This window comes from Streptomyces apricus (genome assembly GCF_008369065.1).
GTDB lineage: Bacteria > Actinomycetota > Actinomycetes > Streptomycetales > Streptomycetaceae > Streptomyces > Streptomyces apricus.
This window is the reverse complement of sequence record NZ_VDFC01000034.1, coordinates 32,269-58,994: the sequence shown is the minus strand read 5'-3', so window position 1 is coordinate 58,994 and position 26,726 is coordinate 32,269. Positions and strand designations below refer to the sequence as shown.

The following is a 26,726-nucleotide window of genomic DNA, read 5'->3' as shown; positions in this document are numbered from 1 at the left end:
AGGAAGTGAGATGCGCAGACATCCCGTCCCTCTGTACACACTGCTGGTGAACGCTCTGGTGGTCGTGCTGGCCGCCGCCCTGAGCCTGACCGTCTCCACCCAGCGGGCGCAGGCCGCGTCGGTCACCGTCCGGGCCGAGTCCTACGCGGCGCAGTCGGGCGTCGCGCTGGAGGCGACCGCGGACGCCGGGGGCGGGCAGAACGCCGCGTTCCTCGCCGACGGCGACTGGATGCGCTTCGACGGCGTCGACCTCGGTACGGCCGGCCGGCTGACGGTGTCGGCCCGGATCGCCTCCGCGGTCGGTTCGGGCACGGTGGAGCTGCGCACCGGCGGCGTCACCGGACCCCTGCTCGCGGTCGTCCAGGTCTCCCCGACCGGCGGCTGGCAGACCTGGGCGACGCGGACCACCGAGGTCTCCAGCCACCCCACCGGTCCGCAGACGGTGTTCGCCGTGCTGCGCGGGCCGGCGCCCGGTGACTTCGTCAACATCAACTGGTTCTCCTTCGTGGGCGAAGGGGACGGCGCGGCGCCCGGCTGGGTGCCCGTCGACCAGGCCAAGTGGGACGCCCAGCTCGCCCAGTTCCGCGCGATGAGGCCGGCCGCGGTGCCGGGCGGCGTGGTCCGGGTCCCGGAGTTCAACGCCACCTGCACCTACAGCCACTCCAAGCCGGACGACCCGATCGTCCTGCCGGGCCTTCCCGGTGCGTCCCACATGCACAGCTTCTTCGGCAACCGGAGCACCGACGCGTTCTCCACGGCCCAGTCGCTGCTGGCGAACAGGCCGACCAGCTGCACCCCGGCCGAGGACCTCTCGGCGTACTGGATCCCCACCCTCTACGAAGGCGACCGGGCCGTCGAGGCCGAGGGGATGATCGTCTACTACGGCTCCCGGATCGACGACCCCTCGGTGACCGTGCCCTTCCCGGAGGGGTTCCGCATGATCGCGGGGAACGCCAAGACGCAGACGCCCACTCCGGCGGGGTCGCCCGGCCAGTACTGGTGCTCCGGTGAGGGCGGTGAGATCGGCCGCAGCGCCGACGGCAACTGGCCGGTGTGCGCGCCGAAGGCCCACCTCACCCACCAACTCGTCTTCCCCGACTGCTGGGACGGCAAGAACCTCGACAGTCCCGACCACAAGTCGCACGTGGCGTTCACCTACGAGGGCAGGTGCAGCGGCGCCTATCCCGTCGCGATCCCCAACCTCTCCTTCGTCGTCAGCTATCCGACCAGCGGCAGCAGTGCGGGCTTCCGGCTGGCCTCGGGCATGGCGTCGTCCATCCACGGCGACTTCTTCAACGCCTGGGACAACGCCGCTCTCGGGCACCGCGTGAAGGACTGCATCACCCAGAAGGCCAAGTGCAACTCCGCCGGCACGTTCTGACCCCGTGGTCGGTGTGCGCCGTGGTCGTGGCGCTGTCGGCTGTCGGCTGCACCGCGCAGCCGACAGCCGGCACGTCCACGGCAGCCGCCACACCGCCGTCGGTCGCCACGTCTCCGGCAGCCGGCGCGTCGTCGACAACCGGCGCGTCGTCGGCTTCGGCCTTCAACGCCACCGACACCGCCTGGATCCTGCTGATGATCCCCATGACCGAGCGTGCGCGGCGCCTGACCGACCTGGCGCCCTCCCGCACGGCGGACCCGGCCCTGGCGGCGCTGGCGGCAAAGATCGGAGCGGCGCTGCGTGGTGATCTGCGACGGCTGCGCACCGTGCTGCGGAGCTCGGGCGTCCCCGACACGCACCCTCACGAGGGGCACGACATGCCGGGCATGGTCGGCCTCGGCACCCTCGACGAGGCGGCCGCCGCGACCGGTCCGGCGTTCGACCGGCTCCTCGGCGAAGCGCTGCGCGCCCACTTCACGCAGTCCCGGACACTGTGCGCGGGTGAGCGGGCCCAGGGCCGAGCCGGCCAGGCGAAGGACCTGGCCGCGGCAATCGCCAGGAGGACAACCCAACAGCTCGCCTTGCTCGACGAGTTGCGCCCGATCCGGTCCGCGACGCCGGGCGGCGGGACGGCGCCGTGAGCGTCTTCCCGCCGCGTGCGGTACCGCTTCGAGGATCCTGATCGGCGATCGGCGTCCAACTCATTGACACTTCAATCTCCCCCTCCTAGAGTCCGCCACAGATTTCGAACGCCTGTCGATATTTCGAACAGAGGGGGAGGAAATCACACCCCCTGGCTCGATCCGATTCGCCAGATTCGCCCGATCATCGCTGCGAGACGTCGCGCGCACCTCGACTGACGACCGACGACAAAAGGATCTTTCCCAGCATGAGGGTTTCCCCGATCGTCCCTGTTGCCCTTTTGGCCCTGACCCTGTCCGCCTGCGGGCAGAGCGGCAACGACGACAGCGAAGAAACGAAGGGCGCCACCATCGGCGTCGCGATGCCGACGAAATCCTCGGAACGCTGGATCGCCGACGGCACGAACGTGAAGAAGGAGCTGGAGGCGAAGGGCTACAAGGTCAAGCTGGTCTTCGGTGAGGACGATCCGGACCAGCAGGTGTCACAGATCGAGAACCTGATCACCCAGGGCGCCAAGGCGCTGGTCATCGCGGCGATCGACAACAAGTCGCTGAACAACGTCATCCAGCAGGCCGCCGATGCGGACGTGCCGGTCATCGCCTACGACCGTCTCATCCTGGGGACGAAGAACGTCGACTACTACGCCTCGTTCGACAACGAGAAGGTCGGCGAGATGCAGGGGAAGTACATCGCGGAGAAACTCGGCCTGGCCGACGGCTCCGAGAAGGGGCCGTTCAACATCGAGCTGTTCGCGGGCTCCAACGACGACAACAACACGCGCTACTTCTTCAAGGGCGCGATGAAGGTGCTGCAGCCCTATCTCGACAGCAAGAAGCTGGTCGTGCGGTCCGGGCAGACCGAGCTGAACCGGATAACCACCCTCCGGTGGGACGGCGGAACCGCGCAGAAGCGCATGGAGGACATCCTCACCTCGTCGTACAAGAGCGAGAAGGTGGACGCCGTCCTGTCTCCGTACGACGGGATCTCCATCGGCATCATCTCCGCGCTGAAGTCCGACAACTACGGCACCACAGCCAAGCCGTGGCCGGTCATCACCGGTCAGGACGCCGAGCTGGCCTCGGTCAAGTCCATCATCGCGGGCGAGCAGAAGCAGACCGTGTACAAGGACCTCAGGAAGCTGGCCCGGGTGTCCGCGGAGATGGTCGACGCCACCCTGAAGGGGAAGAAACCGCCGATCAACGACACGAAGAGCTACAACAACCGCGTGAAGACGGTTCCCGCGTACTTGCTGCAGCCGGTGAGCGTCGACAAGTCCAACTACGAGTCGGTACTGGTCAAGGGCGGGTGGTACACCCAGGACGAGCTGAAATAAGAGCGTCCACCCCGTGTCTGCGGCGCCGCGCCCTCACGTCACGACGACCCGTCCCTCACGCCCGGGACCCCTCGCGGGGCGGCGCCGTCGAGGCGCGCACCACGAGTTCGGTGGCGAGTTCGATGTGGTGGGACTCGACCTTCTCGCCGTTGGCCAGCCGCAGGGCGGTGCGCAGCGCCGCACCGCCCATCTCCCGCAGCGGCTGGCGCACGGTGGTCAGCGGGGGCGAGGCCATCTGGGCGAGGCTCGTGTCGTCGAAGCCGACCACGCTCAGGTTCTCGGGGACGCGCAGGCCCCGGGTGCGGGCGGTCTCGACGACTCCGACGGCGATCTCGTCGTTGCCCGCGAAGACCGCCGTCGGCGGTTCGTGCAGGTCCAGCAGCGCCGTGGCGCCGGCCAGCCCGGTCTCGTACGTGAACTCCCCGGGCCGCACGTAGCCGTCGGGCACCGGTGCCCCTTCGGCCTCCATGGCGGCGCGGTATCCGTGCATGCGGGCCTGGTTGCACACCGCCATGGTCGGTCCGCCGATGTACGCGATGCGGCGGTGCCCCAGGGAGAGCAGGTGCCGGGTCGCGGCCAGGCCGCCGGTGAAGTTGGTCGCCCCGACGCTGTTGACCCGGCTGTCCGGCAGGTGCAGCGGGTCCAGCACGACCAACGGCAGCCCGGAGCGGGCGAGTTCGTTCAGGTGCGCCGCGGTGTAGACGCTGGTGATCGCGATGACGGCACGGCGCCCCGCCGAGACCAGGTTCCGGGCCCAGTGCGGGGCATGGGAGGCCTTGCTGATCACCACCGAGGCACCCGACTCGGCGGCGGAGTCGATGATGCCTTCCAGGGTCTCGGCCACGTACGACTTGAGGCCGCCCTGGAACTGCACCTCGATGGTCGGGCTCTCGACGGCCTCGGTGTGGCGGAACACGGGCGCGAGGTAGTGGTGCTGATGCAGCAGTTCCTGCACCCGGGTGCGGGTGTGCGGCGCCACGTCACCACGGCCGTTGACCACTTTGGACACGGTCGCGACGGAGACCCCGGCCGCCTGGGCGATGTCCGCCAAAGTGGTGCGCCTGACGTTCGGTCGCATCGGTTCCTCTCAGCTGTACGTCCGCCGGTGCGGTGAGCCGCCGGCCGGGCCGGCAGCCCGGGTGCAACCGGTCAACTGTACGGCACCCCGTCGGGGCCACCGGAGCCCTGTCGATGGTCTCATCACCCTTCGCCCTCAAGCCACATATTTCGAAACTGTTTCGGCGACTGTCGGGAGTTCCCGCTGGTCACTCGCGCCTGCTCCCACCCGGTTGATCGCACCAGGACAAGGCCTCTGCACACGTCTTGACACGGCATCAGCCCGAAACCTAATTTGCACGGACAGAGCTCGGAGAAGGACATTTCGAAAACCTTTCACCATGACTCACGAGAAGCCGACGGCTCTCGAAACGGAGAAAACATGGCGCTCTCCCGACGTACCCTCCTCGGCGTGGCCGCCGGCGTGCCGGTCTCCGCGGCACTGGCGGCCTGCGGCTCCTCCGGCCCCGGCAGCGGGGGTGCGACCACCTACTGGTACCTGAACGGCCAGCCTCAGGAAGGCGTCAGAGCCGGTGCGGTGAAGGCGTTCAACAAGGCCCACCCCGATGACCGGATCAAGGACACCACCTTCCAGAACGACGCGTACAAGACGAAGATCAAGACCGCCATCGGTGCCGGGCGGGCGCCCACGATCATCTGGGGCTGGGGCGGCGGGACGCTGCGCACCTACGCGAAGGCGGGCCAGGTCGAGGACCTCACCCCGTGGTTCGAGGAGCACCCCGAGGTCAAGAAGCGGCTGCTCCCGTCCTCGTTCGCCGCGGCGACCGTCGACGGCAAGATCTACGCACTGCCGGGCGAGACCGTGCAGCCGATCATCCTCTACTACAACAGGAAGGTCTTCGACCAGGTCGGTGTGAAACCACCGGAGTCCTGGGACGACATCATGGCGCTGGTGCCCAGGTTCAACGCCAAGGGCATCGCACCCTTCTCCCTCGGCGGCCAGTCCCGGTGGACGAACATGATGTGGCTGGAGTTCCTGTTCGACCGCATCGGCGGCCCGGAGCTCTTCCAGGCCATCATCGACGGCGAGAAGAACGCCTGGTCCGACCCGCGCGCCATCGACGCACTGACCAAGGTGCAGGAACTGGTCAAGGCCGACGGATTCATCAAGGGCTTCTCCTCGATCACCGCGGACTCCAACGCCGACCAGGCGCTGCTGTACACCGGCAGGGCCGCGATGATGCTGCACGGCGCCTGGTCGTACGGCATCCAGCAGGCCCGGGGCGGGAACTTCGTCTCCAGCGGCGGACTGGGCTACATGAACTTCCCGCCCGTCGAGGGCGGCAAGGGCGATCCGGGCAACACCGTCGGCAACCCCGCCCAGTACCTCTCCCTCTCCTCGAAGGCCAGCGCGGACCAGAAGAAGACCGCCAAGGAGTTCTTCGCCAAGGGCGTCCTGCAGGACGCCGAGGTGAAGAGCTGGATCGACAACGGGTCGGTCCCGATCCGGCTGGGCACCGAGAAGCTGCTGGCCGCCGCCAAGAACGCCGACTTCCTGGAGTTCACCTACGACGTCGCCACCAAGGCCAAGACGTTCGGCCAGTCCTGGGACCAGGCGCTCAGCCCGACGGCCGCCGAGACCCTGCTGGACAACATCGTCAAACTGTTCCAGCGGTCCATCTCACCCAAGCAGTTCGCCGCCAACCTCAACGCGGTCACCAGCGCATGAGCTCACTCGCCGGCCATCAGCCGCGTCGCGGACCACGCAGCATCCTGCCGTGGCTGGCGGTGCCGGCCCTGGTGCTCTTCACCGGATTCGCCGTGATCCCGCTCGTCGGTGTCTTCGCGCTGAGCTTCACCACCTGGGACGGGATCGGCGCCATCCACGTCTCCGGGCTGACCAGTTGGCGCAAGGTGCTCACCGACCCCGGACTGCCGCACGCCCTCGGGGTGACGTTCCTGGTGATGGCCGTCTCCTGGGCCGTCCAGACACCGCTGAGCATCCTGCTCGGCACGTTCATGGCCGGTCGCCAGCGCTACCGGGCCGTGCTGGGCGTGGTGTACTTCGTCCCGCTGATGCTCAGCTCCGCGGCGATCGCGCTCGCGTACAAGGCGCTGCTGGACCCCAACTTCGGACTCGGCGCCGGACTGAAGATCAAGACCCTCAGCCAGGACTGGCTGGGACGTCCCGGACTCGCCTTCGCGGTCGTCGTCTTCGTCGTCTCCTGGCAGTTCATCCCGTTCCACTCCCTGATCTACCAGGGCGGTGTCCAGCAGATCCCCAAGTCCCTCTACGAAGCAGCGCAGTTGGACGGAGCCGGACGGATCAGGCAGTTCTTCGGCATCACGCTGCCCCAGCTGAAGTACACCATCATCACCTCGTCCACGCTGATGGTGGTCGGCTCGCTCACCTTCTTCGACCTCATCTTCATCCTGACCGAGGGCGGTCCCGGCGACGCCACCCGGGTCCTCGCCCTGGACATGTACAAGCGGGGGTTCCAGGCCAGCCTGATGGGACCGGCCAGCGTCATCGCCGTCATCCTCGTCCTGGTGGGCCTGGCCCTCGCCCTGCTGCTGCGCCGCCTCGGGGGCCGGGACGCCGGCGCGAGCCAACTCGAAGGGGTCTGACGTGACCGACACGCTGACCGAACCGCGACGACGGCAGCGGACCGGCCACCAGGAGCGGCCGCACCACTCCCGCCGGAGGGCCGGCCGGCGCAACTGGGCCGGCGGCCTGGCCGGATGGCTCTGGCTGGCCGTCGTCGTCATCCCCCTGTACTGGACCCTCATCACCAGCTTCAAGGCCCAGAACCGCTACTACGCGAGCAACCCGCTGGTGCCCACGGGCGACCCGACCCTGGACAACTACCGGCTGGTCATCGAGTCCGACTTCCTGCGCTACTTCGTGAACAGCGTCGTGGTCACCGCCGGTGCGGTGGTACCGGCGGTGCTGGTCTCCTTCATGGCCGCGTACGCGATCGTCCGCGGCCGGCGCATGCGCGTCCTGCGCGCGATGAACGGCCTGTTCCTCATGGGCCTGGCCATCCCCCTGCAGGCGACGGTGATCCCCGTCTACCTCATCATCATCAAACTGCAGCTGTACGACACCCTGCCGGCGCTGATCCTCCCGTCGATCGCCTTCGCCATCCCGCTATCCGTACTGGTGCTCTCCAACTTCATCCGCGACGTGCCCAAGGAACTGTTCGACTCGATGCGGGTCGACGGCGCCACCGAATGGACGACGCTGTGGCGGCTGGCGGCACCGCTCACCCGGCCGGCCATCCTCACCGTGACCATCTTCAACGCACTGACCATCTGGAACGGGTTCCTGCTGCCGCTCATCCTCACGCAGAGCCCCGACCGCCGGACCCTGCCGCTCGCCCTGTGGACCTTCCAGGGCCAGTACGGGATCAACGTCCCCGCCGTCGTCGCCGCCGTCGTCCTGACCACCCTGCCCGTCCTGGTGCTCTACGCGTTCGGCCGCCGCCAGCTGCTGAGCGGCCTGACCGCCGGATTCAGCCGTTGACCTCCGCCCCGCCCCGAGTCCCGCTCGTCCACATGTCCGCCCGCCGCGCCCCGGTCGGGGGCCCGGCGGACGTAGGAGGAAAGTGAACGCCGACGTGGCTGTAGAGAACACTCCCGGAACCTTCCTCTGGAACGACCCCGGCGTCCCCGTCACCAAACGGGTCGACGCCCTGATCGGCGCGATGACCCTTCAGGAGAAGACCGCCCAGCTGTACGGGGTGTGGGTGGGCGCCTCCGACCAGGGCGGTGAAGTCGCCCCCCACCAGCACGACATGGAGGAGATCGTCGATCTCGACGCGCTCCTGCCCACCGGACTGGGCCAGCTCACCCGGCCTTTCGGCACGGTCCCGGTCGACCCCGCCCTGGGCGCGCTCTCCCTGGCCCGCACCCAGACCCGCATCGCCGCCACCAACCGCTTCGGCATCCCCGCTCTCGCCCACGACGAGTGCCTGGCCGGCTTCGCCGCCTGGGGCGCCACGGCCTACCCCGTCCCGCTCTCCTGGGGCGCCACCTTCGACCCGGACGTGGTGCGGCGCATGGCCGCCGCCATCGGCCGCGACATGCGGGCCGTCGGCGTCCACCAGGGACTCGCGCCCGTCCTGGACGTGGTGCGCGACGCCCGCTGGGGCCGGGTGGAGGAGACCATCGGCGAGGACCCCTACCTCGTCGGCACCATCGGGACGGCCTACGTACAGGGTCTGGAGTCCGCCGGGATCGTCGCCACCCTCAAGCACTTCGCCGGCTACTCGGCCTCCCGCGCCGGCCGCAACCTCGCCCCCTCCTCCGTGGGCCCGCGCGAACGCGCCGACGTCCTGCTGCCCCCCTTCGAGATGGCGATCCGCGAAGGCGGCGCCCGGTCGGTGATGAACGCCTACACCGACACCGACGGCATACCCTCCGCGGCCGACGAGGACCTGCTCACCGGGCTGCTGCGCGACACCTGGGGCTTCGACGGCACCGTCGTCGCCGACTACTTCGCCGTCGCCTTCCTCAAGACCCTGCACGGCGTCGCCGCCGACTGGGCCGGCGCCGCCGGCACGGCCCTGCACGCGGGCATCGACGTCGAACTGCCCAACGTCAAGACCTACGGCACGCCCCTGACCGAGGCCGTCGCCGACGGACGCGTACCGGAAGCACTCGTGGACCGTGCCCTGCGCCGGATCCTCACCCAGAAGGTGCTGCTCGGCCTGCTCGACCCGGACTGGAACCCCCTGCCGGCCGCACTCCACGGAGCGGACCCGGACGCCCCGGCCGCCCTGCGCGGCCGGATCGACCTCGACGGCCCCGAGAACCGCGCACTGGCCCGTACGATCGCCGAGGAAGCGGTCGTCCTGCTCAGCAACGACGGCACCCTGCCCCTCGCACGCCCGCGCCGCATCGCCCTGCTCGGCCCCAACGCCGACGAACCCGTCGCCGTACTGGGCTGCTACTCCTTCCCCCAGCACATCGGCGTCCGCCACCCCGGAACCCCCCACGGCATCGAACTGCCCACCCTGCGCGACGCCCTCGCCGCCGAGTTCCCCGACGCCGAGATCACCGTCGCCCGCGGCACCGGAGTCGACGACGGGGACCTCTCCGGCATCCACGAGGCCGCCCGGGTGGCCCGCGAGGCGGACATCGCCCTGGTGGCGCTCGGCGACCGCGCCGGACTCTTCGGACGGGGCACCAGCGGCGAAGGGTGCGACGTCGGGACACTGGCGCTGCCCGGCGCGCAGCAGCACCTGCTCGACACCCTGATCGACCTGGAGACACCCCTGATCACCGTGCTGCTCGCGGGACGGCCCTACGCCCTCGGCCGCGCCGTGCGGGAGTCCGCCGCGATCGTGCAGTCCTTCTTCCCCGGCGAGGAGGGCACCCACGCCATCGCCGGGGTGCTCAGCGGCCGCACCAACCCCTCCGGACGCCTGCCCGTCAGCGTGCCGAGCGGGCCCGGCTCCCAGCCGTCCACCTACCTCGGGGCGCGGCTCGCCCACGCCAGCGACGTGTCCAGCATCGACCCGACCCCCGCCTTCGCCTTCGGGCACGGCCTGTCCTACACGCGCTTCGACTGGACGGACCTGAGCGTGGACGCCCACGAGGCCCCGACGGACGGCGAGTTCACCCTCTCCTTCAGCGTCCGCAACACGGGCGGACGCTCCGGGACCGAGGTCGTCCAGGTCTACCTGCACGACCCGGTCGCCTCCGTCGTCCAGCCGGTGCAGCGCCTCATCGGCTACGCCCGGGTCGAACTGGCCCCGGACGAAGCGCGGCGCCTGCGCGTCACCGTCCCGGCCGACCTCGCCTCCTTCACCGGACGCGACGGCCGGCGCGTCGTCGAACCGGGCGCCCTGGAGGTGCGACTGGCCGCCTCCAGCACGGATCCACGCCTGACCGCCAGGGTCACACTGACCGGAACCGCACGCCACGTGGACCACACGCGGCGCCTGCACGCCACGGTCGGACAGGAGCCGGTCACCCCGGCATGAGACGGCCGGGAACGGGACACGGCCGTCTCACAGCACGCCGCGCCGGGCGAGGTTGCGCATCAGCGCCCCTACGCCGAACGTCCACGGCGCGGCCTGCTCGCTGGAGACGACGGTGTTGACCAGGGCGCCGAGCCGCGGACTGGAGATCCGCACGATGTCCCCGTACTCATGGGTGAAGCCCCCGCCGGGCGCCTGCCGGTCCTCGGTGGGGGCGAACAGCGTTCCCGTGAACAGCACGAAACCGTCCGGATATTGATGGTGCGCGCCGTGCGTGGCCGCCACCAGGTCCAGCACGTCGCGGCTGATCTCCCGCATGGAACTGCTGCCGTGCAGCACGTAACCGTCCGTGCCGTCGATCCGCAGATCGAGGTCGAGCCCGCGTACCGCGTCCAGACCGAAGTCCTCGTCCAGCAGACGCACGAACGGGCCGATCGCGCACGAGGCGTTGTTGTCCTTGGCGTGCGACAGCAGCAGGGCGCTGCGCCCCTCGATGTCGCGGAGATTGACGTCGTTGCCGAGCGTCGCGCCGCGCACCCGGCCGCGCGAGTCCACGACGAGGACCGCCTCGGGCTCGGGGTTGTTCCACACCGAGGCGCCGAGCACCCCGATGTCGGCGCCGGTACCCACCGCGGACAGCACCGGGGCCTTGGTGAACACCTCCGGGTCCGGGCCGATCCCGACCTCCAGGTACTGCGACCACAGTCCTTCCGCGACGAGCAGTTCCTTGGCCCGGGCCGCTTCCGGCGATCCCGGGCGGACACCGTCGAGCGTGCCGCCCACCACCCGCCCCACCCGCGCCCGCACCGAGGCGGCCTGCTCCGGATCGCCGCCCGTGCGCTCCTCGATGACGCGCTCCAGCAGACTGCGGGCGAAGGTGACACCCGCGGCCTTGATCACCTGGAGGTCGACGGGGGCGAGCAGATGCGCGACGTCAGAGCGGTCGGCCGGCGCCGCGAGCAGTTCCTCCAGGCGCCAGGTGTGCCCGCCGCCGGCCTCGCGGACGACCTTGACCGCGTCGTCGCGTTCCATGAGGTCCGAGACGGTGGGGACGACGGCCGTCAGGTCCACGACCTGCTCGCCGCGGACCGCGGCCACGCACGGCCCGCCCGCTTCCGGGCTGTGGACGCGCGCGACCAGGGCGGCCCGGTCGGCGTCCTGCGGCAGGACGGAACCGGCGGTGAGGATCGGACGAGGACGCGCTGCTGCCGGTTCCACGGTCGATGGTCTCCTGGGGATGGCTGGAGGTGGGGGTGCGGTCACCCTTGACCGCGGGTCACGGACGCACTGCGCGCTCACGGACGGACTCAGTGGGAGTCGCGGGGCACCTCGTGTCCGCGGCTCCCCCGCAGGAACCCGAAGTCGGCTCCCCGGTCGGCCTGTTCCACGTTCTGGGTGTAGAGCCAGGTGTAACCGCTGGTGTACTGCTCGGCAGGGGGCCTCCACGCCTCCCGGCGCCGCGTGAGCTCGGCGTCGTCCACGTCCAGGCGCAGGGTGCGGTTCGGGACGTCGAGGACGACGGTGTCCCCGTCCCGCACCAGGGCGAGGGGCCCGCCGACGGCGGCCTCCGGTGCCACGTGCAGGACCACCGTCCCGTACCCGGTCCCGCTCATCCGGCCGTCGCAGATGCGCACCATGTCCTTGACGCCGGCCTTCAGCAGCTTGGTGGGCAGCGGGACGTTGGAGACCTCGGGCATGCCGGGATAGCCCTTGGGACCCGCGTTGCGGATGACGACGACGGTGTTCTCGTCGACGTCGAGGTCGGGGTCGTCGGCCACCTCGTGGTACGCCTCGGGCGAGTCGAAGACCCGCGCGGGACCGCGGTGGGTGAGCAGGTGCGGCGACGCGGCGGACTGCTTGATCACGGCGCCGTCGGGGCACAGGTTGCCGCGCAGGACGGCGATGCCGGTCCCGGCCGGCTGGAAGGGGGCGTCGAGACCGGTGACGACGTCGGAGCCGATGCGCTCGGCCTTCTCGGTGTCCTCCGCGAGGGTGCGTCCGGTGACCGTGATCTGCCCTCCGTGCAGCAGGCCGCCGCCGAGCAGCTCGGCCATGACCGCGGGCAGGCCGCCCGCGTAGCAGAAGTCCTCCATCAGGTACTTGCCGCTGGGCATCAGGTTGACCAGCGTCGGCACCGCGCGCACCAGGTCGTCGAAGTCCCGCAGGTCCAGCTCGACGCCGACGCGTCCGGCGAGGGCGGTGAGGTGGATGACCGCGTTCGTCGAGCCGCCGATGGCCGCGTTGACCCGCACGGCGTTCTCGAACGCCTCCCGGGTCAGGATCCGCGAGGGACGCAGCTCCTCCTCCACCATCCCCACGATGCGCCGCCCCGCCGCCTGCGCGGTCTCCATCCGCCGGGCGTCGACCGCGGGCCAGGCCGCCGAGCCCGGCAGCTGCATGCCGAGCGCCTCGGCCATGCAGGCCATCGTCGAGGCGGTCCCCATCGTCATGCAGTGCCCCTCGGAACGGGCCATGCAGCCCTCCGCGAAGAAGCACTCCTCCTCGGTCATCCGGCCGGTCTTCAGGTCCTCCTCGAACTTCCACACATGGGTGCCGGAACCCACGTCCTGGCCCCGGTACTTGCCGTTGAGCATCGGCCCGCCGGTCACCATGACGGCGGGCAGGTCGACACTGGCGGCGCCCATGAGCATGGCGGGGGTCGTCTTGTCGCAGCCGGACAGCAGCACGACACCGTCGAGCGGATTGGCCCGGATCAGCTCCTCGACCTCCATGGCCATGAGGTTGCGGTACAGCATGGCGGTGGGACGCATCAGGGTCTCGCCGGTGGCCATGGKGGGGAACTGCAGCGGCAGGCCGCCCGCCTGCCACACACCGCGCTTGACGGCCTCCGCCACGCGCGTCAGATGGGCGTTGCACGGGGCCAGTTCGGAGGCGCTGGTCGCGATGCCGATGACGGGACGCCCGTCGAACACCTCGTGCCCGAGACCCTGGTTGCGCATCCAGGAGCGGTACACCATCCCGCTGCGGCCCTGCGCGCCGAACCACGCCTGGCTGCGGCGACTCGTCCTGCGACCGTCGGTCATGCGATCACTCCCGTGGCTCCGGCGTCGTCCGCTCCGCGAGGGGCGCTTCCAGGCGCGGACCAGCGGCCCGCCACGGCCCGCCCCTGTGACACAATCATTAAATGATTCGATGAATGGCGTCCAGGGGGCGAACGGAGATCGTGGAGCACTTCCCGACCGCGCACCAGCGCGTGGTGGACGAGCTGGGGCGGCGCATCGTGGGCGGCGCGTGGGCACCGGGGGACGCGCTGCCGGTCGAGGACGCGCTCGCCGCCGGCATCGGCGTCAGCCGGGGACTGCTGCGGGAAGCGGTCAAGGCACTGGTGGCCAAGGGGATGCTGCACGTGCGCCCGCGCACCGGCACGCGCGTACTGCCCCCGGAGCACTGGAACCACCTCGACCGTGACGTACTGCGCTGGAAACAGGCCGGGGACGCCGCGGCCCTGCTGCGCGACACGGGCGAACTGCGCCGGATCGTCGAGCCCGAGGCGGCCCGGCTCGCCGCCGAGCGGGCCGGCCCCGACGACGTCCAGGCCCTGTACGCCTCCCTGGCGGCCATGGAGGCAGCGGCGGCGAACCCCGACCGCAGCGGCTACGTGGAAGCCGACATCGCCTTCCACCGCGCCCTGCTCGACGCCAGCGGCAACCGCCTCCTCGGCTCGCTGGGCCGCGCCGTCGACATCGCGCTGGAGCACAGCTTCGTCGTCAGCACCCGGACGCCCGGCGCGGTGGAGGCCTCGCTGCCGGGTCACCGCGCCGTCGTGCAGGCCGTCGAGTCCGGCGATCCCGCGGCCGCGGCGGCAGCCGTACTGGCCATCATCGAAGCCGCCGAACGGGAGATCGCCCAGTCCCCCGGCCCGCCGGGCGACGCCGGATGACCTGACACCGGCGCCCCCGGGGCCTTCCGGGTCCTCCTAAGCCCTCCCCTGCAACTGCTGTTGTGTCTGGAAGGGTTGCGAAATGATCAACCCGAAGGGCCTGTTATTACGTTCCGGGCTCCGTCCTCGTCCTCGTGGCTGGTCCTCGTGGCTGGTCCTCGCGGCTGGTCCTCGCGGCTCGTTGGTGCGGCCGAACGGTCGGCGCCGGTTCGCGCCTCAGCGCAGGTTCGCGCCGAAGTGTGCGTCCGTGCCGGGTGCTCCGAGGTCGTCGGCGCCGAACGCGACGGACGACGTGGCGGTAGGGCCGTCCGTCGTGCCGCGCAGCACCCAGACCGCGCCGTTCTCGCCGTTCTCGGCCGTGGAGCCGGCGGCGAGGTCGAGGTGCCCGTCCCCGTCGACGTCGAGCAGCGCGCTGCTCACTCCGAACGCGTCGCCGTTCTCGGCGACTCCCGGCACTCCGGCGGTGTTCTGGTGGAAGGTGCGCGTACCCGCACCGGTGACGCCGGAGGCGCTCCCGGGGACCAGGGCGATCGAACCGGCATCGGTCAGGCCGCTGAAGTCCTCCCCCGGGATGCCGAGCGCGATGTCCGCGAAACCGTCGCCCGTGACGTCCCCGACCGACACCGTCGTGCCGAGGCCGTCGCCCTCCTCCTCGACGCCGGGGAAGCCAGGAAGGTCCTGGTCGAAGGACTGCACGTCGTTCTCGGACAGACCGGAAGCCGAGCCGAAGGCGATCCGGACCTTGGTGTTCCAGCCGTCGCCGCCGGTCACCACGTCGTCGTAGCCGTCGTTGTCGACGTCGCCGACGGCGGTGCCCGTACCGCTGTCCGTCTGGTCACTGGGCACCCAGCCACGGGTGAAGCCCGTGCTCCCTCCGCCGAGCAGGAGACGGTTGCCCCAGACGCCGTCGCCCGAGTACGCCAACTGGACGATGTCGTCCCTGCCGTCGCCGTTGACGTCGCCGACCCGGCCGCTGACGACAGGGCCGGTGATCGAGGACGGGCCGTTCTCGCAGCCGCCGCCGGTGGCGCAGGACGCGTCGTCCTCGCTGTAGCCCCACCACAAGGACTTGTCCAGGACGGGCAGGGTGGCTGTAGGCGTACCCGCGCGCGAGACCGGTCCCTTCCACACCGCGGCGGGTGCGCCCGAGGGGTCGTCGCCGCTGACGGACTGCGCGGAGAACAGGGCGAGGTCCGTCCTGCCGTCGCCGTCGAAGTCACCCGCCTGCGGAGAGGCCCCGTAACCGGCCAGGGCGGTGCCGCCGGTGAGTCCGGAGGCCGAGCCCCACAGGATGACCGAGCCGGCCTTGCCGCCGGAGATCACCAGGTCGCTGAAGCCGTCGCCGTCGAGGTCGCCCTTGCTGACGCCGGTCCCGAAGCGCTCGTTGGCGACGGCGGAGCCGGGGACGCCGCTGGTGGAACGGCTGATGAGCTTCTTGTTGGCAGGAGAGACCCCGGTGGCGGAGCCGTACGTGACGGCGACGTAACCCGCCTTCGTCTGGCCGGAGATGGTGGCATTCGGGGCGGACACGACCAGGTCGGCGTACCCGTCGCCGTTGAAGTCGTCCTGCGCGTCCGCGGAGCCGGCGGTGACAGGGGCGGCCTGGGCCGGGGCCCCGGTCAGGGCCATGGCACCTAATCCGCCGGCGAGCAGCACCGCGGCAGCCAGGGGCGCGGTGAGTACCGTACGGGTCCGACGATGTGCTCGGGACATGGAGGAGCCTTTCGAGTCGGTCAACTGAACGCGCAGGGCGTCGCGTTCAGCCGGTTCGACTCCGTCCGGGTGCCTCTGGTTGTACGCCTCGCTGTGTCGGACCGCCTGCCAGGCCGGTGAATCGCAGGACGCGCTCATCCTCATGTCGCGACGCCACGGCGTCACGGCGTCACGGCGGAGCGTCCGGGGCAGGGGGATGTCCCCAGCTCGGGGTAGGGGGTGGCCCCCGGCGCCATGCTGGGGGCAGCGGGTCGCGGTGCCTGGGGGCAGCCGGCTGGGCCAGGTGCCGCCGCGCTGATGGGATGGTCGTCGGCCGGCGGCTTCAGGAGGGGCGCGCGTCGGCCTTGGCCCGTGCCAGGTGTCCCCTCACGGCGTGAACGATCCGTACGGGAACGGGGATTCACATGCACAGGTTGTCCGGACGCCGCCCACTCCGGGGGTTCCTGACCGGTCTGGGCCTGGCCGCCCTCTTCGTCGCGTCGGCCGGTCCGACGGCGGTGGCGGGGCCGATGGTGGTGGCCGATCCGACGGCGGTGGCTGGGCCGCGGCAGGAGACCGGTCCGCTGCAACAGCGCACCGAGGCGATTCTCGACACCGGGGTCGTCGGGGTCTCCGCCGAGGTCACGGCACCGCGATGGCGTGCCCGGGCGCGAGCGGGCACGGCCGAGATCGGCACCGGGCGGCCGGTGCCGTCCGAGGGCCGGTTCCGTACCGGCAGTGTGACCAAGACGTTCACCGCCACGGTCGTGCTGCAACTCGTCGGCGAGGGACGGATGTCGCTGGAGGACACCGTCGAACGGTGGCTGCCGGGCCTGGTCCGGGGCGACGGCGTGGACGGAAGGCGGATCACGGTGCGGCAGCTGCTGCAGCACACCAGTGGCATCCCGGACGTCCCGAGGCCGGCCGCCCTGCGCAGCGCGGCCGGTTACCGGGCCGAGCGCTTCCGTACGTACACACCCGTGGAGCTGGTGCGGGCGGCGCTGCGGCAGCCGGGCTCGCGGGATGCCGCCGGGGACCACGCCTGGTCGTACTCCAACACGAACTACGTGCTCGCCGCGATGATCGTCCACGCGGTCACCGGCCGAAGCTGGGGGCAGGAGGTGGACGACCGCATCATCCGCCCGCTGCGGCTGCGGGGCACGAGCGTCCCCGGCACCCTTCCCTTCGTCCGGGGCCCGCACGCCCACGGCTACGCCGGGTTCGGTACCACCACCGCCACCGACGTCACGGTGCTCGATCCCAGCATGGCCGTCGGCTCGGGCTCGATCATCAGCACCAACCGTGATCTGGGCCGGTTCTACGCCGCACTGCTCGGCGGACGGCTGCTGGCCGCCGAGCAGCTCACCGAGATGCGGGCCACCGTGCCCGCGCCCGGGATAGGCGGGTCCTACGGTCTGGGACTGGGCGAGCTCCCCCTGACGTCCTGCGGGGGCAGTTACTTCGGTCATGTGGGTGAGCTGCTCGGCTATCACGCCTGGGTCGGGGTCACCCGGGACGGCTCGCGTACCGCCGCCGTGTACGTCACGGGCGACGGCGGTGCGGCCACGCAGCAGCGCATGATCGACCTGGTGGAACGGCACCTGTGCGGTGCCGACTCCTGAACGGTCGCCCGCAGGGGGCCGGGTCGTGGGACGGCTCGGCTCTGTGAGGCGGCTCGGCTCTGTGGGACGCTGGGCCGATGATCGCTGGTGTGCCGGACGACGCGGAGTCGCTTGCCGTCGGGGCCCTCGGGTGGCTGATGCGGGCCGCACGGGACACCGGCGACGGTGTGGGCTGGCCGGACACCCCCGCTGACCGGCAGGTCAAGCCACGCCTGTACGACGGAAGTTCGGGCGTGCTGCCGACGCTCCTCGACGCATGGCGGTACTTCGACGACGACCGTTACGCAGACATGGCTCTGCGCGGTGCCCGCAGCGTCGCCGGCGCGGTCGGGGACTGGGAGGACAGCGGCCTCTACAGCGGAGTGGCCGGCATGGCCGTCGCCCTGCGGGGCGTGCACCGCGTGCTCGGTGACGCCGCGTCGGGGGCGGCCGCCGACCGCGCTCTGGACGTCCTGCGGTCCCGCTACGACGGCTCGGGGTGGAACGACTGGTTCGAGCTGGTCGTCGGCAATGCCGGCATAGCGCTCGCCGCGCTGGAGTGCGGCGATCCCGACCTCGCCCTGCTGGCCGTCGAACACTACGCGCGCACCGCCGAGCCCACCCCGGCCGGCGTGCAGTGGCAGGTCCAGACGGGCAGGGTCCACCGCATGCTCCACCTGTCGCACGGCACGCTCGGCATCGTCTACGCGCTTGCCGCCGTCGGCCGGGCCACGGACCGCCCCGACCTCGTCGACCTGGCACTGGCCGGTACCGCCGATGTCGTCTCCCGCAACGAGGCGGGCCCGGACGGCTTCCTCGTCCCGTACTCCGATCCGCAGCAGCGGCACGAGCGGATCGAACGCCACAACTACGGCTGGTGCCACGGCCCGGCCGGCGACGCCCAGGCGTTCCGCCTGCTGGCGCAGGTCCTGCCCGACGATCCCACCTGGCCCGCCCTCGCCGACCGCTGCTGGCGCACCGTCGTCGACTCCGGCCTCCCCCGGCGGATCCGCCCCGGCTTCTGGGACAACAACGGCCGCTGCTGCGGCACCGCCGGCGTCCTGGCCCTCGCCTGCGACCGCCAGGTCGAACGCGGCGACGGCCGTGACTTCGCCGACCTGCTGGTCGCCGACCTCGCGGCCCGGGCGACGGCCGACGCCGAGGGCGTGCGCTGGTCCAACGTCGAACACCGTGACACCCCCAGCGACCTCGCCCCCGCCACCGGCTGGGCCATGGGCAACGCGGGCATCATCCGCGAACTCCTGCGCCAGGCCCGCATCACCACGAACCGCGACCCGCGCTACGCCGTCCCCTTTCCGGACCATCCGCCCACAGTGCCGTTCGGACCACACCACGAGGAAGAACCCGTGTCATACCCGCGACCCCTCACTCCCGAGGAGAAGCTCGCCGACGCGAAGAAATGGCTGGACCTCCCGCGTATCGTCGTGATCTGCGGCTCCACCCGTTTCATGACCGAGATGGCCGAGGCCGATCTGCGGGAGACCGAAGCCGGACGGATCGTCGTCAAGCCGGGGTGCGACATGAAGTCGCCGCACGAACTCTGGTCCGATCCGGTCAAGGCCGAGGCGCTGAAGGTCCGACTCGACGACCTGCACCGGGCGAAGATCCGGCTCGCGGACGAGGTGCTGGTGGTGGGCGACTACATCGGAGACAGCACCCGAGCCGAAATCGCCTACGCGCGGTCGCTGGACAAGCCCGTACGGTTCACGCACCCGGAAGTCGACCCCGGCACCTGACCGCCCGCTCCCGTACCTTCCGCAGGCACCCGGCGGCCAGGAGGGTCCGCGGACGGGTGGGTTCGCGGCCAGTTGGGTCCGCGGCCGGGGGCGGCGGGGCGTCAGCCGGTCGTGAGGTCCCGGTGTCTGAGTGCTGCCAGGCCGGCCGTGGTCAGGGTTGCCGCGGTCGCCGTGAGGACCAGAACCGGTGTCCATGTCATCGTGCCGCCCGGCAGTCTGGGCAGGTGGCCGAAGGGCGAGAGTTCCAGCACCGCCTGCGGGAGGTTCAGGGCCGGGCCGATCCAGCCGAGGAGCAGCGCGGCGCCGGCGAGCGCCCAAGCCGCCGGGGCCGCCTGCGCGGAGACTCCGTAGAGCAGGAGGGCCAGGGCGCCGACGGTCCAGATCGCGGGGAGCTGGACGAGGCAGGCGCCGAGGATCGGGCCCGGGGAGTGGCCGTATCCGACTGTCAGGCCGAGGCCCCCGAGGAGCATGATCAGGACGGCGCCGCCGAAGGCGATCAGCAGATGGCCGCCGGCCCAGCGCAGCCGTCCCACCGCACCCGCGAGGACCGGTTCCGCCCGCTGGGAGGTCTCCTCGGAGTGCAGGCGCAGCACGCACTGCACGACGTACAGCGCGGCGACCATGCCGAGCATGCCGGCCATCGTGGCGAGGAACGCGTCGGTGATGCCGGACTGGCCTCCCATGCGCTCGATGATCTCCCGGGTGCGTTCGTTGTCCCCGACGAGGTCCGTCGCTCCCTTCGTCACCCCGCCGAAGGCGGCCCCGGCGGCGAGGAAGGCGAGGCTCCAGCCGAGCAGGCTGCCGCGCTGCAGCCGCCAGGCGAGCGCGCCCGCCGTGCCGAGCCGTCCGGCGGCGGATCCGGGCCGGGTCGGCAGGAGGCCCATCCCGATGTCGCGGCGTCCGGCCAGCGCGTAGGCGGCGCCGCCCTGGAGGACGAGAGCCGCGGCGAACAGCGCCAGGACCCACCAGCGTTCGCCCGCGAAGGCCCGCAGGTTCTCCAGCCAGCCGACGGGCGACAGCCACGTCAGTACGGACGAGCCGTCGCTCACCGAGGAGTCGCCGGCGGCCCGCAGCACGAACGCCGCGCCCAGCAGGCCTCCCGTCAGACCTCTCGCGAGCCGTGCGCTCTGCGTGAGCTGGGCGACGGCCGCCGCCGTCGTCGCGAAGACCATGCCGACCCCGGCCGTGCCGAGGCCCAGCGCCAGGGCCCCCGAACCGCCCTGCCCGGCAAGGCCCACCGTGACGAGCAGCGCGAGGGCCGCGTTCGCGACGAGAGCGGCGAGCAGTGCCGCGGTCAGCGGGGCCCGGCGGCCCACCGTGCCCGCCGAGAGCATCTCCTGCCGGCCGCTCTCCTCCTCGTCCCGGGTGTGCCGTACGACGACGACCAGGCTCATCACCGCGGCGAACACCCCGGCGTACGCGCCGATGCGCCAGGCCACCAGAGCGCCGAGCGAATCGCCGGACAGCGGCCCGTACATGGCGCGCAGGGAACTGTTGGTCAGCATCTGGCGGGCCACGTCGGCGCGTTCGGCGGGCGTGGAGTACACGCTCTCCAGCGCGCCCGGCATGGAGACCACCATCAGGGCGATGATCCCGACCCAGAGGGGGATCACCACCCGGTCACGGCGCAGTGCGAGCCTCAGCAGAGTCCAGGTTCCGGCCAGTTGACGCGATCCTCCGACCTGCGCCACGGGCGGCCGGGCGGCCGGAGTTGYGAGGACGGCGGGAGTGGAGGGGGTGGTGGGAGTAGAGCCCCGACCCCGACCCCGACCCGCGAGACCCTACCCACGACAGGAGAGAACGGCATGGACGAGAACACCCGCTACCAGGTGCTGCGCAACGACGAGGACCAGTACTCCCTCTGGCCGGTCGACATCGAGGTCCCGGCGGGCTGGCAGCCCGTGGGCAAGGAGGGCACCGAGGACGAGTGCTCCGCCTACGTCGACGAGGTGTGGACCGACATGCGTCCGCGCAGCCTGCGCGAGCGGATGGCGGAGAGGGAGAACGCGGAGTCCTGACAGCCCGCCGCGGCCGTGCCCCGGGAGGACGCCGACCCGCCTCTCCTCCCGGGGGCGGGTCGCGTCCCCCGTCCCACCTCAGGAGTTCACCGATGACACCCGTTCTGAGAACCGAACGGCTGGAGTTCAGGCCCTACCGCCCGGAGGACGAGGACCACTTCGTCGCCCTGCTGCGCAACGAGGAGGTGTGCCACTGGATGGGCCAGGACATGGTGCCCGAGGCCGACCTGCGCGCGGTGTTCCGGGCCATCCTCACCGACGTCTACCCGACACGGCGTTTCGACGTGTGGGGGGTGTGGTGGCAGGAGACGTACATCGGCCACGCGGAGGTGAAGGAGACCGGCAACGTCGACGGCCACGAGCTCATCGTCGCCCTCGCCCCCGCCTACTGGGGGCAGGGCCTGGGCACCGAGGTCGTCCACGGCCTGCTCCGCCACGCCGCCGACGACCTCGGCCTGAAGGAGGCCTACGGCATGGTGGGCGCCGGGAACACGGCGAGTCTGGCCCTGTGCCGGCGGCTGGGCTTCCGGCCGGTGAGGGACGTGGTCGGCGAGGACGGCACGGTGACCCGGATGGTCGTCATCTCCACCACCGAAGCGACCTGACGACGTCGGCGTCACGCTCCCAGGACGCACCGCTTCCAGGACGCACCGCACCCAGGGAGCGCCGCACCCTGGAGGAGCGCGGCCTGGCTGCCGCGGTCGGGGTGCACCACGTTGGTGCGTGCGGGACGGGGCAGCCGTCCCGCACGCACGGACGTGCGTCCTCCCGATCTGAGGAATCCAGGAATCCCTATGCGCTACACCCTTCTGGGCCGCTCCGGCATCCGCGTCTCCGAATTCGCACTCGGCACCATGACCTTCGGGGAGGAGTGGGGCTGGGGAGCCGACCCGCGCACCAGCGCGCGGCTGCTGGACGTCTACGCGGACGCGGGCGGGAACTTCGTCGACACGGCGAACGTCTACACGGGTGGGTCCTCCGAGTCGATCGTCGGCCGCGCGCTGCAGGGCCGGCGCGACCGGTTCGTACTGAGCACCAAGTACACCGGCCAGACCGCCCCCGACGACCTGAACACGGCGGGCAACCACCGCAAGAACCTGGTCACCTCCCTGGAGGCGAGCCTGCGCCGTCTGGACACCGACTACATCGACGTGCTCTGGGTGCACGCGCGCGACACCCTCACGCCGCTGCCCGAGGTGATGCGCGCGCTGGACGACCAGGTCCGGGCCGGCAAGGTCCTGCACGTCGGCGTCTCGGACTGGTCGGCCTGGGAGATCGCCGAGGCGAACACCCTGGCCGAGCTGCGGGGCTGGTCCCCGTTCGTGGGCGTGCAGTTGCGCTACAACCTGCTGGCCCGTTCGGTCGAGTCCGAGCTGATGCCGATGGCCCAGGCGCACGACCTGGCCGTCGTGGCCTGGGGCCCCCTGGCCGAGGGCCGCCTGACCGGCAAGTACCTCGACGGCTCCGAAGGCCGTCTCACCCGCGGGGGCTGGGACTTCAGCGGGGAACGCGGCGACCACGTCGTGCGCGAGGTCGTCGCCGTCGCCGAGGCCGGCGGCTGGACCCCGGCGCAGGTCGCGTTCGCGTGGCTCCGCTCGCGGTCCGGCACCGTCATCCCGCTGCTCGGGGCGACCAGCGAGCAGCAGCTGACGGCCAACCTCGGCGCCGCCGACGTCACCCTCGACGCCGACGCGCTGCGGCGTCTCGACGACGCCGGCGCACCGGACCTGGCCTTCCCACACGACGTGATGGCGGGGGAGGACATGATCGACCTCGTCTACGGGGACAAGTGGCGCCAGGTCGTCGACCACCGCCGCGCCTCGCGCCGCCCCGTCAACGACAACGAACGGCTCATGTCCGAATGAGACTGATCGGCCGACGAGTTGAGGTCCGGGGCGGCAGGGACACCCGGTACACCGTGACCGCCAAAAGGGTTCTCCGGCCGGTCAGGGCGTGGCGGACAGCAGGTCGGCGGTGACGTCCTCGACGACCTCGGTCAGCTCGTCCTGGGGCAGGTTCCCGCAGATCGTGGAACCCTCGGTGAAGTCGATGCCACCGCCCGTGCTGCGGAGTTCGTCCTCGATCCAGGCCCGGCACTCCGGGGTGACGCCTGTCGTGGTGGTGGCCTCGGGCAGGGAACCGTCGAGGGCGTCACCGACCTGCTCGGCCATGAGCTCACCCGTGTAGCGCCGGAGCGTCCCGGCGTCGACGCCCTCGCACGGGGAGGGGCGCGTGGTGGGGGCGGCCGACGCACCGGCTGCGATGGCGTCACGGAGCTGCTCGCGCATCGCGGCCTTGCAGGCGGCGGGGTCGGTATCGGTATCGGTATCGGTATCGGCCTCATGCGCTCCGCCACAGGCGGTGAGGCCGGCGCCGAGCACGAGGAGGGCGGCGCAGGCGACTGTACGGATCTTCATGGTTCCCCCGGGACGACGCGTACGGAGAGGGCATCATCCGCCGCCCGAAGCCACCGCCGGAGCTCTGTGATCAGGTTGTGACAGCCCACGCCTCCCCCGGAAGCCGGCGGACGGCGTCCCTCCCCCTGGCGTCAGCCGTGAGGGACGGGCTCCAGCTTGCAGCGGAAGTGGCGCAGGAGTGCGGGTTGTTCGATGAGCCGGTAGCCCGGAATGCGCTCCTTGGCCTTCACGACGGCCGCCAGGGTCTCGCCGACGTGGTTCAGATGGCTCAGGCCGTAGGTCCGGCGGGGGGGGCCAGCCGCACCAGTTCGTAGGGCGCCGCGGTGACGGGCTCGCCGTTCCCGTCCTCCTCGCCGAGGTAGAGCGATCCGAGTTCCACGGAACGGATGCCGCCTTCGAGGTAGAGCTGGCAGGCCAGTGCGTGGCCGGGGAAGCGGTGGGCGGCGATGTGCGGCAGCAGGCGTCCGGCGTTGAGGTAGAGGGCGTGCAGACCGGGCGGCTCGACGATGTCGGCCCCGGCGTCGCGGACCAGCCCCGCGAGATGGCGGGCCGCCTCGGCGCGTGAGCGCAGATAGCGCGGATCGGTGACCTCGACGAGTCCCTGCGCGACCATGTCCAGGTCCCGTCCGGCCAAGCCGCCGTACGTGGGGAAGCCCTCCGTGGCGATGAGCAGCAGCTCGCACCGCTCGGCCAGCGCCCGGTCGCGCAGTCCGAGGAAACCGCCGATGTGGGCGATGCCGTCCTTCTTCGCGCTCATCAGGCAGCCGTCGGCCAGCCGGAACGCCCGCTCGGCGACCTGCCGCGGACTCATGCCGCGGTACGCCGCCTCGTGCTGGGTGACGAGCCAGGCGTTCTCCGCGAAGCGGGCCGCGTCGAGGAACAGCGGAACCCCGTGACCACGGCACAGCGCGGCCGCCCGGGCGAGGTTGTCCATGGAGACCGGCTGACCGGCACCGCCGTTGTTGGTCAGCGTCATGACGACCAGGGCGATCCGCGGACCGTCCGGGCCGCGCAAAGCTTCTTCCAGCCGGACCAGGTCGATGTTCCCCTTGAACCGCTCGTCGCTGTCGAGGTCCCCGGCCTCGGGGCAGGGGAGGTCGACCGCCCGGCAGCCGTTCAGTTCCACGTTGGCGCGTGTGGTGTCGAAGTGCGTGTTGCTGACCGTGACCTGTCCCGGGGCGAGCAGGGAGGAGAAGAGGATCCGCTCCGCCGCCCGGCCCTGGTGGACGGGCAGGACGCACGGGTACGAGGTGAGGTCCCGGACCACTTCCCGGAAGCGGTGGAAGGACCGTGAACCCGCGTATGACTCGTCGCCGGTGATCCCCGCGGCCCACTGCGCCGCCGACAGGGCACCCGTCCCGGAGTCCGTGAGCAGATCGACCATGACCTCCTCGGCGCGCAGCCCGAACAGGTTGTAGTGCACGCGGCGCAGGGCCTGCTCCCGCTGCTCCCTCGTCGTGACCGCGATCGGCTCGACGACCTTGATCCTGTACGGTTCCACCCGCGTTCCCCTCCTGGCATGTGCGGCACTCCGTCCTCCGTGCCCGTCCCTCGTCCGCCTCGGCGTCCGTCATCCGGCGGTACGGCACCGGTGGCCGTCGGCGTCGGCGGGGAGCTGTCGCTCCGCCGCGCGCGGGGGACGGACCCCGTAGGCCTCCGGCGAGAAGTAGACCGTCACGCGCGGCGGTTGCCGGCGGCTCCGGACGAGGGACACGTAGGTGATCAGTCCCACCCCGTCCGACGCACGGCGCGGTGTCATGGCGATCAGCGCGCGACCGACGGCGCCGACGCCCGCGTCCGCGTCGGCCTCCGTGTCCGCTTTCGTGTCCGTGTCCGGCTCGGTGCGGTGGCGTTGAAGAACGGACGTGGCGCGGCCCAGGGCCACCGCGTCGTCCGGCACGTAGTCGCGGACCGGTACGTGCAGGGTGTGACCGCTGGGGCGTTCGAGGTCGTGTGCGGTGTAGGACAGGCAGGACACGAGGGGCCGGCGGGTGAAGTGCCCAGGATCCCCTCCCACGGCGCGGCAGAACTCGTCCACGTCCTCGGCCCGTCCACCCGGCATCAGACGGGAGACGGCACGCACCTGTGCGGCGGTGGCGCCGTGGTGGGCGACGTAGACCTTCAGCCGCGGTGCCTGCCAGCGGCCCAGGTCCAGGGCGACGAACAGGATGACGTCCTTCCCGTGCCCCCGTGACAGCGCCCCTTCCCGCAGTGCAGGCCAGGCCCGGCCGAACCCGGACCGGGTCAGCGCCTCCCGCACGACGTCGGCCGACCGGTCCGGCCCGTGCGCCTGCGGATTGACGTACACCTTGATGCCGGGAGGGCCGTCGCGCCGCAGGTCCATCGCACACCACAGCGCGAAGGAGCCCTGGATCGCCGGCGGGAGGAAGAGGTCCTCGACGCGGCGCACCGGTTCGGTCGAGAAGCCATGGCGCGCGGCGAGCGCCTTCAGGGCCTGCATCCCCAGGCGCCCGTTGTCCGCGAGCGAGGTCGCGCCGCAACCGGGTTCGACCAGGACGCGTACGGCAGGGGAGCCGGCGGCGGGGAACGAGAGCGAGAACTCGACGGGGGAGTGGTCGTCGCAGACGAACGACGGTGAGGGCGGCCCCGCGGCCAGGGGACGCCGGGCCACGGGACCGAGCAGGTCCAGCAGGTCGGTGAGCGCGTCCCCGGGGGCCCGGCCGCCGGCCGTGAACCCCGCCGCACCGCACAGGCGGCGCAACTGCCCTCCCACGTGCTCGCCCAGGGTCACGGCACCGGAGGCTGCCGTACGCGAAGTCACCGCACCCGGTGCCGCGGTGCCGGATGTCCCGGCGTCCGTGGCGACGGCGGCGACCGCCTCGGCGTACGCCGTCCGTCTCGTGTCCGCGCAGGCGCGGTTCGGCTGTCGTGGAAGGGTCGGGGTCATGCGCGGGCTCCAGAGGAGAGGTCCTTGAGTGGCGGACCCCMCCGTGACCGCCACGGCCTCCGCGCCGGTCAC

Annotated in this window: 21 protein-coding genes and 1 pseudogene; 14 read left to right on the top strand and 8 right to left on the bottom strand. The window is 71.4% G+C overall.

Annotated elements, in window-relative coordinates; translation table 11 throughout:
• Positions 1–46 precede the first annotated feature (46 nt).
• The 3 genes from FGF04_RS11935 (at position 47) to chvE (ending at position 3,356) form a co-directional block, all read left to right on the top strand.
• On the top strand, positions 47–1,381 hold the full coding sequence (locus FGF04_RS11935) for a DUF1996 domain-containing protein (protein ID WP_235882291.1): 1,335 nt from the start codon (positions 47–49) through the stop codon (positions 1,379–1,381).
• Entirely contained in the window at positions 1,357–2,022 is a 666-nt protein-coding gene (locus tag FGF04_RS11930) for a DUF305 domain-containing protein (RefSeq protein ID WP_188114053.1), read from the top strand. Before FGF04_RS11935 ends, FGF04_RS11930 begins: the two co-directional genes overlap by 25 nt.
• Positions 2,023–2,270: 248 nt before the next feature.
• Positions 2,271–3,356 carry a multiple monosaccharide ABC transporter substrate-binding protein gene (chvE, locus tag FGF04_RS11925; RefSeq protein WP_149511272.1) on the top strand — a complete coding sequence of 362 codons (1,086 nt, stop codon included), beginning with the start codon at positions 2,271–2,273 and terminating at the stop codon, positions 3,354–3,356.
• Positions 3,357–3,411: 55 nt separating this feature from the next.
• Here the strand turns inward: chvE and FGF04_RS11920 are convergent, their stop codons facing one another.
• A complete protein-coding gene (locus FGF04_RS11920; RefSeq protein ID WP_149511271.1) occupies positions 3,412–4,434 on the bottom strand; it encodes a LacI family DNA-binding transcriptional regulator in 1,023 nt (340 codons plus the stop codon).
• Positions 4,435–4,794: 360 nt separating this feature from the next.
• Here FGF04_RS11920 and FGF04_RS11915 point away from each other — a divergent pair, with 360 nt between their 5' ends.
• The 4 genes from FGF04_RS11915 (at position 4,795) to FGF04_RS11900 (ending at position 10,363) form a co-directional block, all read left to right on the top strand.
• The gene (locus tag FGF04_RS11915; RefSeq protein WP_149511270.1) at positions 4,795–6,102 is read left to right on the top strand and encodes an extracellular solute-binding protein; all 1,308 of its coding nucleotides are present in this window, start codon (positions 4,795–4,797) and stop codon (positions 6,100–6,102) included.
• On the top strand, positions 6,099–7,001 hold the full coding sequence (locus FGF04_RS11910) for a carbohydrate ABC transporter permease (protein WP_149511269.1): 903 nt from the start codon (positions 6,099–6,101) through the stop codon (positions 6,999–7,001). The genes FGF04_RS11915 and FGF04_RS11910 overlap by 4 nt, the downstream gene beginning before the upstream one ends.
• Before the next feature lies 1 nt (position 7,002).
• Positions 7,003–7,899 (top strand): carbohydrate ABC transporter permease, encoded by an 897-nt coding sequence (locus tag FGF04_RS11905; protein ID WP_149511268.1) that lies wholly within the window; start codon positions 7,003–7,005, stop codon positions 7,897–7,899.
• Between the two features lie 82 nt (positions 7,900–7,981).
• Positions 7,982–10,363: a beta-xylosidase/alpha-l-arabinosidase gene (locus FGF04_RS11900; RefSeq protein ID WP_149511267.1), complete on the top strand. Its 2,382-nt coding sequence runs from the start codon at positions 7,982–7,984 to the stop codon at positions 10,361–10,363.
• Positions 10,364–10,390: 27 nt separating this feature from the next.
• Here the strand turns inward: FGF04_RS11900 and FGF04_RS11895 are convergent, their stop codons facing one another.
• Together FGF04_RS11895 and FGF04_RS11890 are read right to left on the bottom strand one after the other, a co-directional pair.
• Positions 10,391–11,578 (bottom strand): fumarylacetoacetate hydrolase family protein, encoded by a 1,188-nt coding sequence (locus tag FGF04_RS11895; protein ID WP_149511266.1) that lies wholly within the window; start codon positions 11,576–11,578, stop codon positions 10,391–10,393.
• A gap of 89 nt (positions 11,579–11,667) precedes the next feature.
• A complete protein-coding gene (locus FGF04_RS11890) occupies positions 11,668–13,404 on the bottom strand; it encodes an IlvD/Edd family dehydratase (protein WP_149511265.1) in 1,737 nt (578 codons plus the stop codon).
• Positions 13,405–13,517: 113 nt separating this feature from the next.
• Between FGF04_RS11890 and FGF04_RS11885 the strand changes: the two genes are divergently transcribed.
• Positions 13,518–14,261 (top strand): FadR/GntR family transcriptional regulator, encoded by a 744-nt coding sequence (locus FGF04_RS11885; protein WP_149511264.1) that lies wholly within the window; start codon positions 13,518–13,520, stop codon positions 14,259–14,261.
• Positions 14,262–14,477: 216 nt separating this feature from the next.
• Here the strand turns inward: FGF04_RS11885 and FGF04_RS11880 are convergent, their stop codons facing one another.
• Entirely contained in the window at positions 14,478–15,974 is a 1,497-nt protein-coding gene (locus FGF04_RS11880) for an FG-GAP and VCBS repeat-containing protein (RefSeq protein WP_149511335.1), read from the bottom strand.
• A gap of 404 nt (positions 15,975–16,378) precedes the next feature.
• Here FGF04_RS11880 and FGF04_RS11875 point away from each other — a divergent pair, with 404 nt between their 5' ends.
• The 3 genes and pseudogenes from FGF04_RS11875 (at position 16,379) to FGF04_RS40010 (ending at position 19,311) form a co-directional block, all read left to right on the top strand.
• Complete coding sequence (locus FGF04_RS11875) at positions 16,379–17,575, top strand: serine hydrolase domain-containing protein (protein ID WP_149511263.1); 1,197 nt, start codon at positions 16,379–16,381, stop codon at positions 17,573–17,575.
• A gap of 77 nt (positions 17,576–17,652) precedes the next feature.
• A pseudogene (locus FGF04_RS11870) lies at positions 17,653–18,627 on the top strand (lanthionine synthetase LanC family protein); the annotation flags it as partial.
• Between the two features lie 294 nt (positions 18,628–18,921).
• A complete protein-coding gene (locus FGF04_RS40010; RefSeq protein ID WP_188114058.1) occupies positions 18,922–19,311 on the top strand; it encodes a hypothetical protein in 390 nt (129 codons plus the stop codon).
• A 101-nt stretch (positions 19,312–19,412) separates the two neighbouring features.
• Here FGF04_RS40010 and FGF04_RS11865 read toward each other — a convergent pair whose 3' ends face one another.
• Complete coding sequence (locus tag FGF04_RS11865; protein ID WP_149511262.1) at positions 19,413–21,002, bottom strand: ABC transporter permease; 1,590 nt, start codon at positions 21,000–21,002, stop codon at positions 19,413–19,415.
• A gap of 114 nt (positions 21,003–21,116) precedes the next feature.
• Between FGF04_RS11865 and FGF04_RS11860 the strand changes: the two genes are divergently transcribed.
• The 3 genes from FGF04_RS11860 to FGF04_RS11850 all read left to right on the top strand — a co-directional run bounded on the left by FGF04_RS11860 (position 21,117) and on the right by FGF04_RS11850 (position 23,194).
• Positions 21,117–21,329, top strand: a complete 213-nt coding sequence (locus FGF04_RS11860; protein WP_149511261.1) for an MbtH family protein — start codon at positions 21,117–21,119, stop codon at positions 21,327–21,329.
• Positions 21,330–21,421: 92 nt separating this feature from the next.
• Positions 21,422–21,934 carry a GNAT family N-acetyltransferase gene (locus FGF04_RS11855; RefSeq protein ID WP_149511260.1) on the top strand — a complete coding sequence of 171 codons (513 nt, stop codon included), beginning with the start codon at positions 21,422–21,424 and terminating at the stop codon, positions 21,932–21,934.
• Positions 21,935–22,123: 189 nt separating this feature from the next.
• Complete coding sequence (locus FGF04_RS11850; RefSeq protein WP_149511259.1) at positions 22,124–23,194, top strand: aldo/keto reductase; 1,071 nt, start codon at positions 22,124–22,126, stop codon at positions 23,192–23,194.
• Positions 23,195–23,275: 81 nt separating this feature from the next.
• On the opposite strand, the gene FGF04_RS11845 is transcribed toward FGF04_RS11850, so the two are convergent.
• The 3 genes from FGF04_RS11845 to FGF04_RS11835 form a co-directional block, all read right to left on the bottom strand.
• Complete coding sequence (locus FGF04_RS11845; RefSeq protein WP_149511258.1) at positions 23,276–23,746, bottom strand: hypothetical protein; 471 nt, start codon at positions 23,744–23,746, stop codon at positions 23,276–23,278.
• Positions 23,747–24,014: 268 nt separating this feature from the next.
• Entirely contained in the window at positions 24,015–25,247 is a 1,233-nt protein-coding gene (locus tag FGF04_RS11840) for a tryptophanase (RefSeq protein WP_235882289.1), read from the bottom strand.
• Positions 25,248–25,316: 69 nt separating this feature from the next.
• Positions 25,317–26,654 carry a tryptophan dimethylallyltransferase family protein gene (locus FGF04_RS11835; RefSeq protein ID WP_149511257.1) on the bottom strand — a complete coding sequence of 446 codons (1,338 nt, stop codon included), beginning with the start codon at positions 26,652–26,654 and terminating at the stop codon, positions 25,317–25,319.
• Positions 26,655–26,726 lie beyond the last annotated feature (72 nt).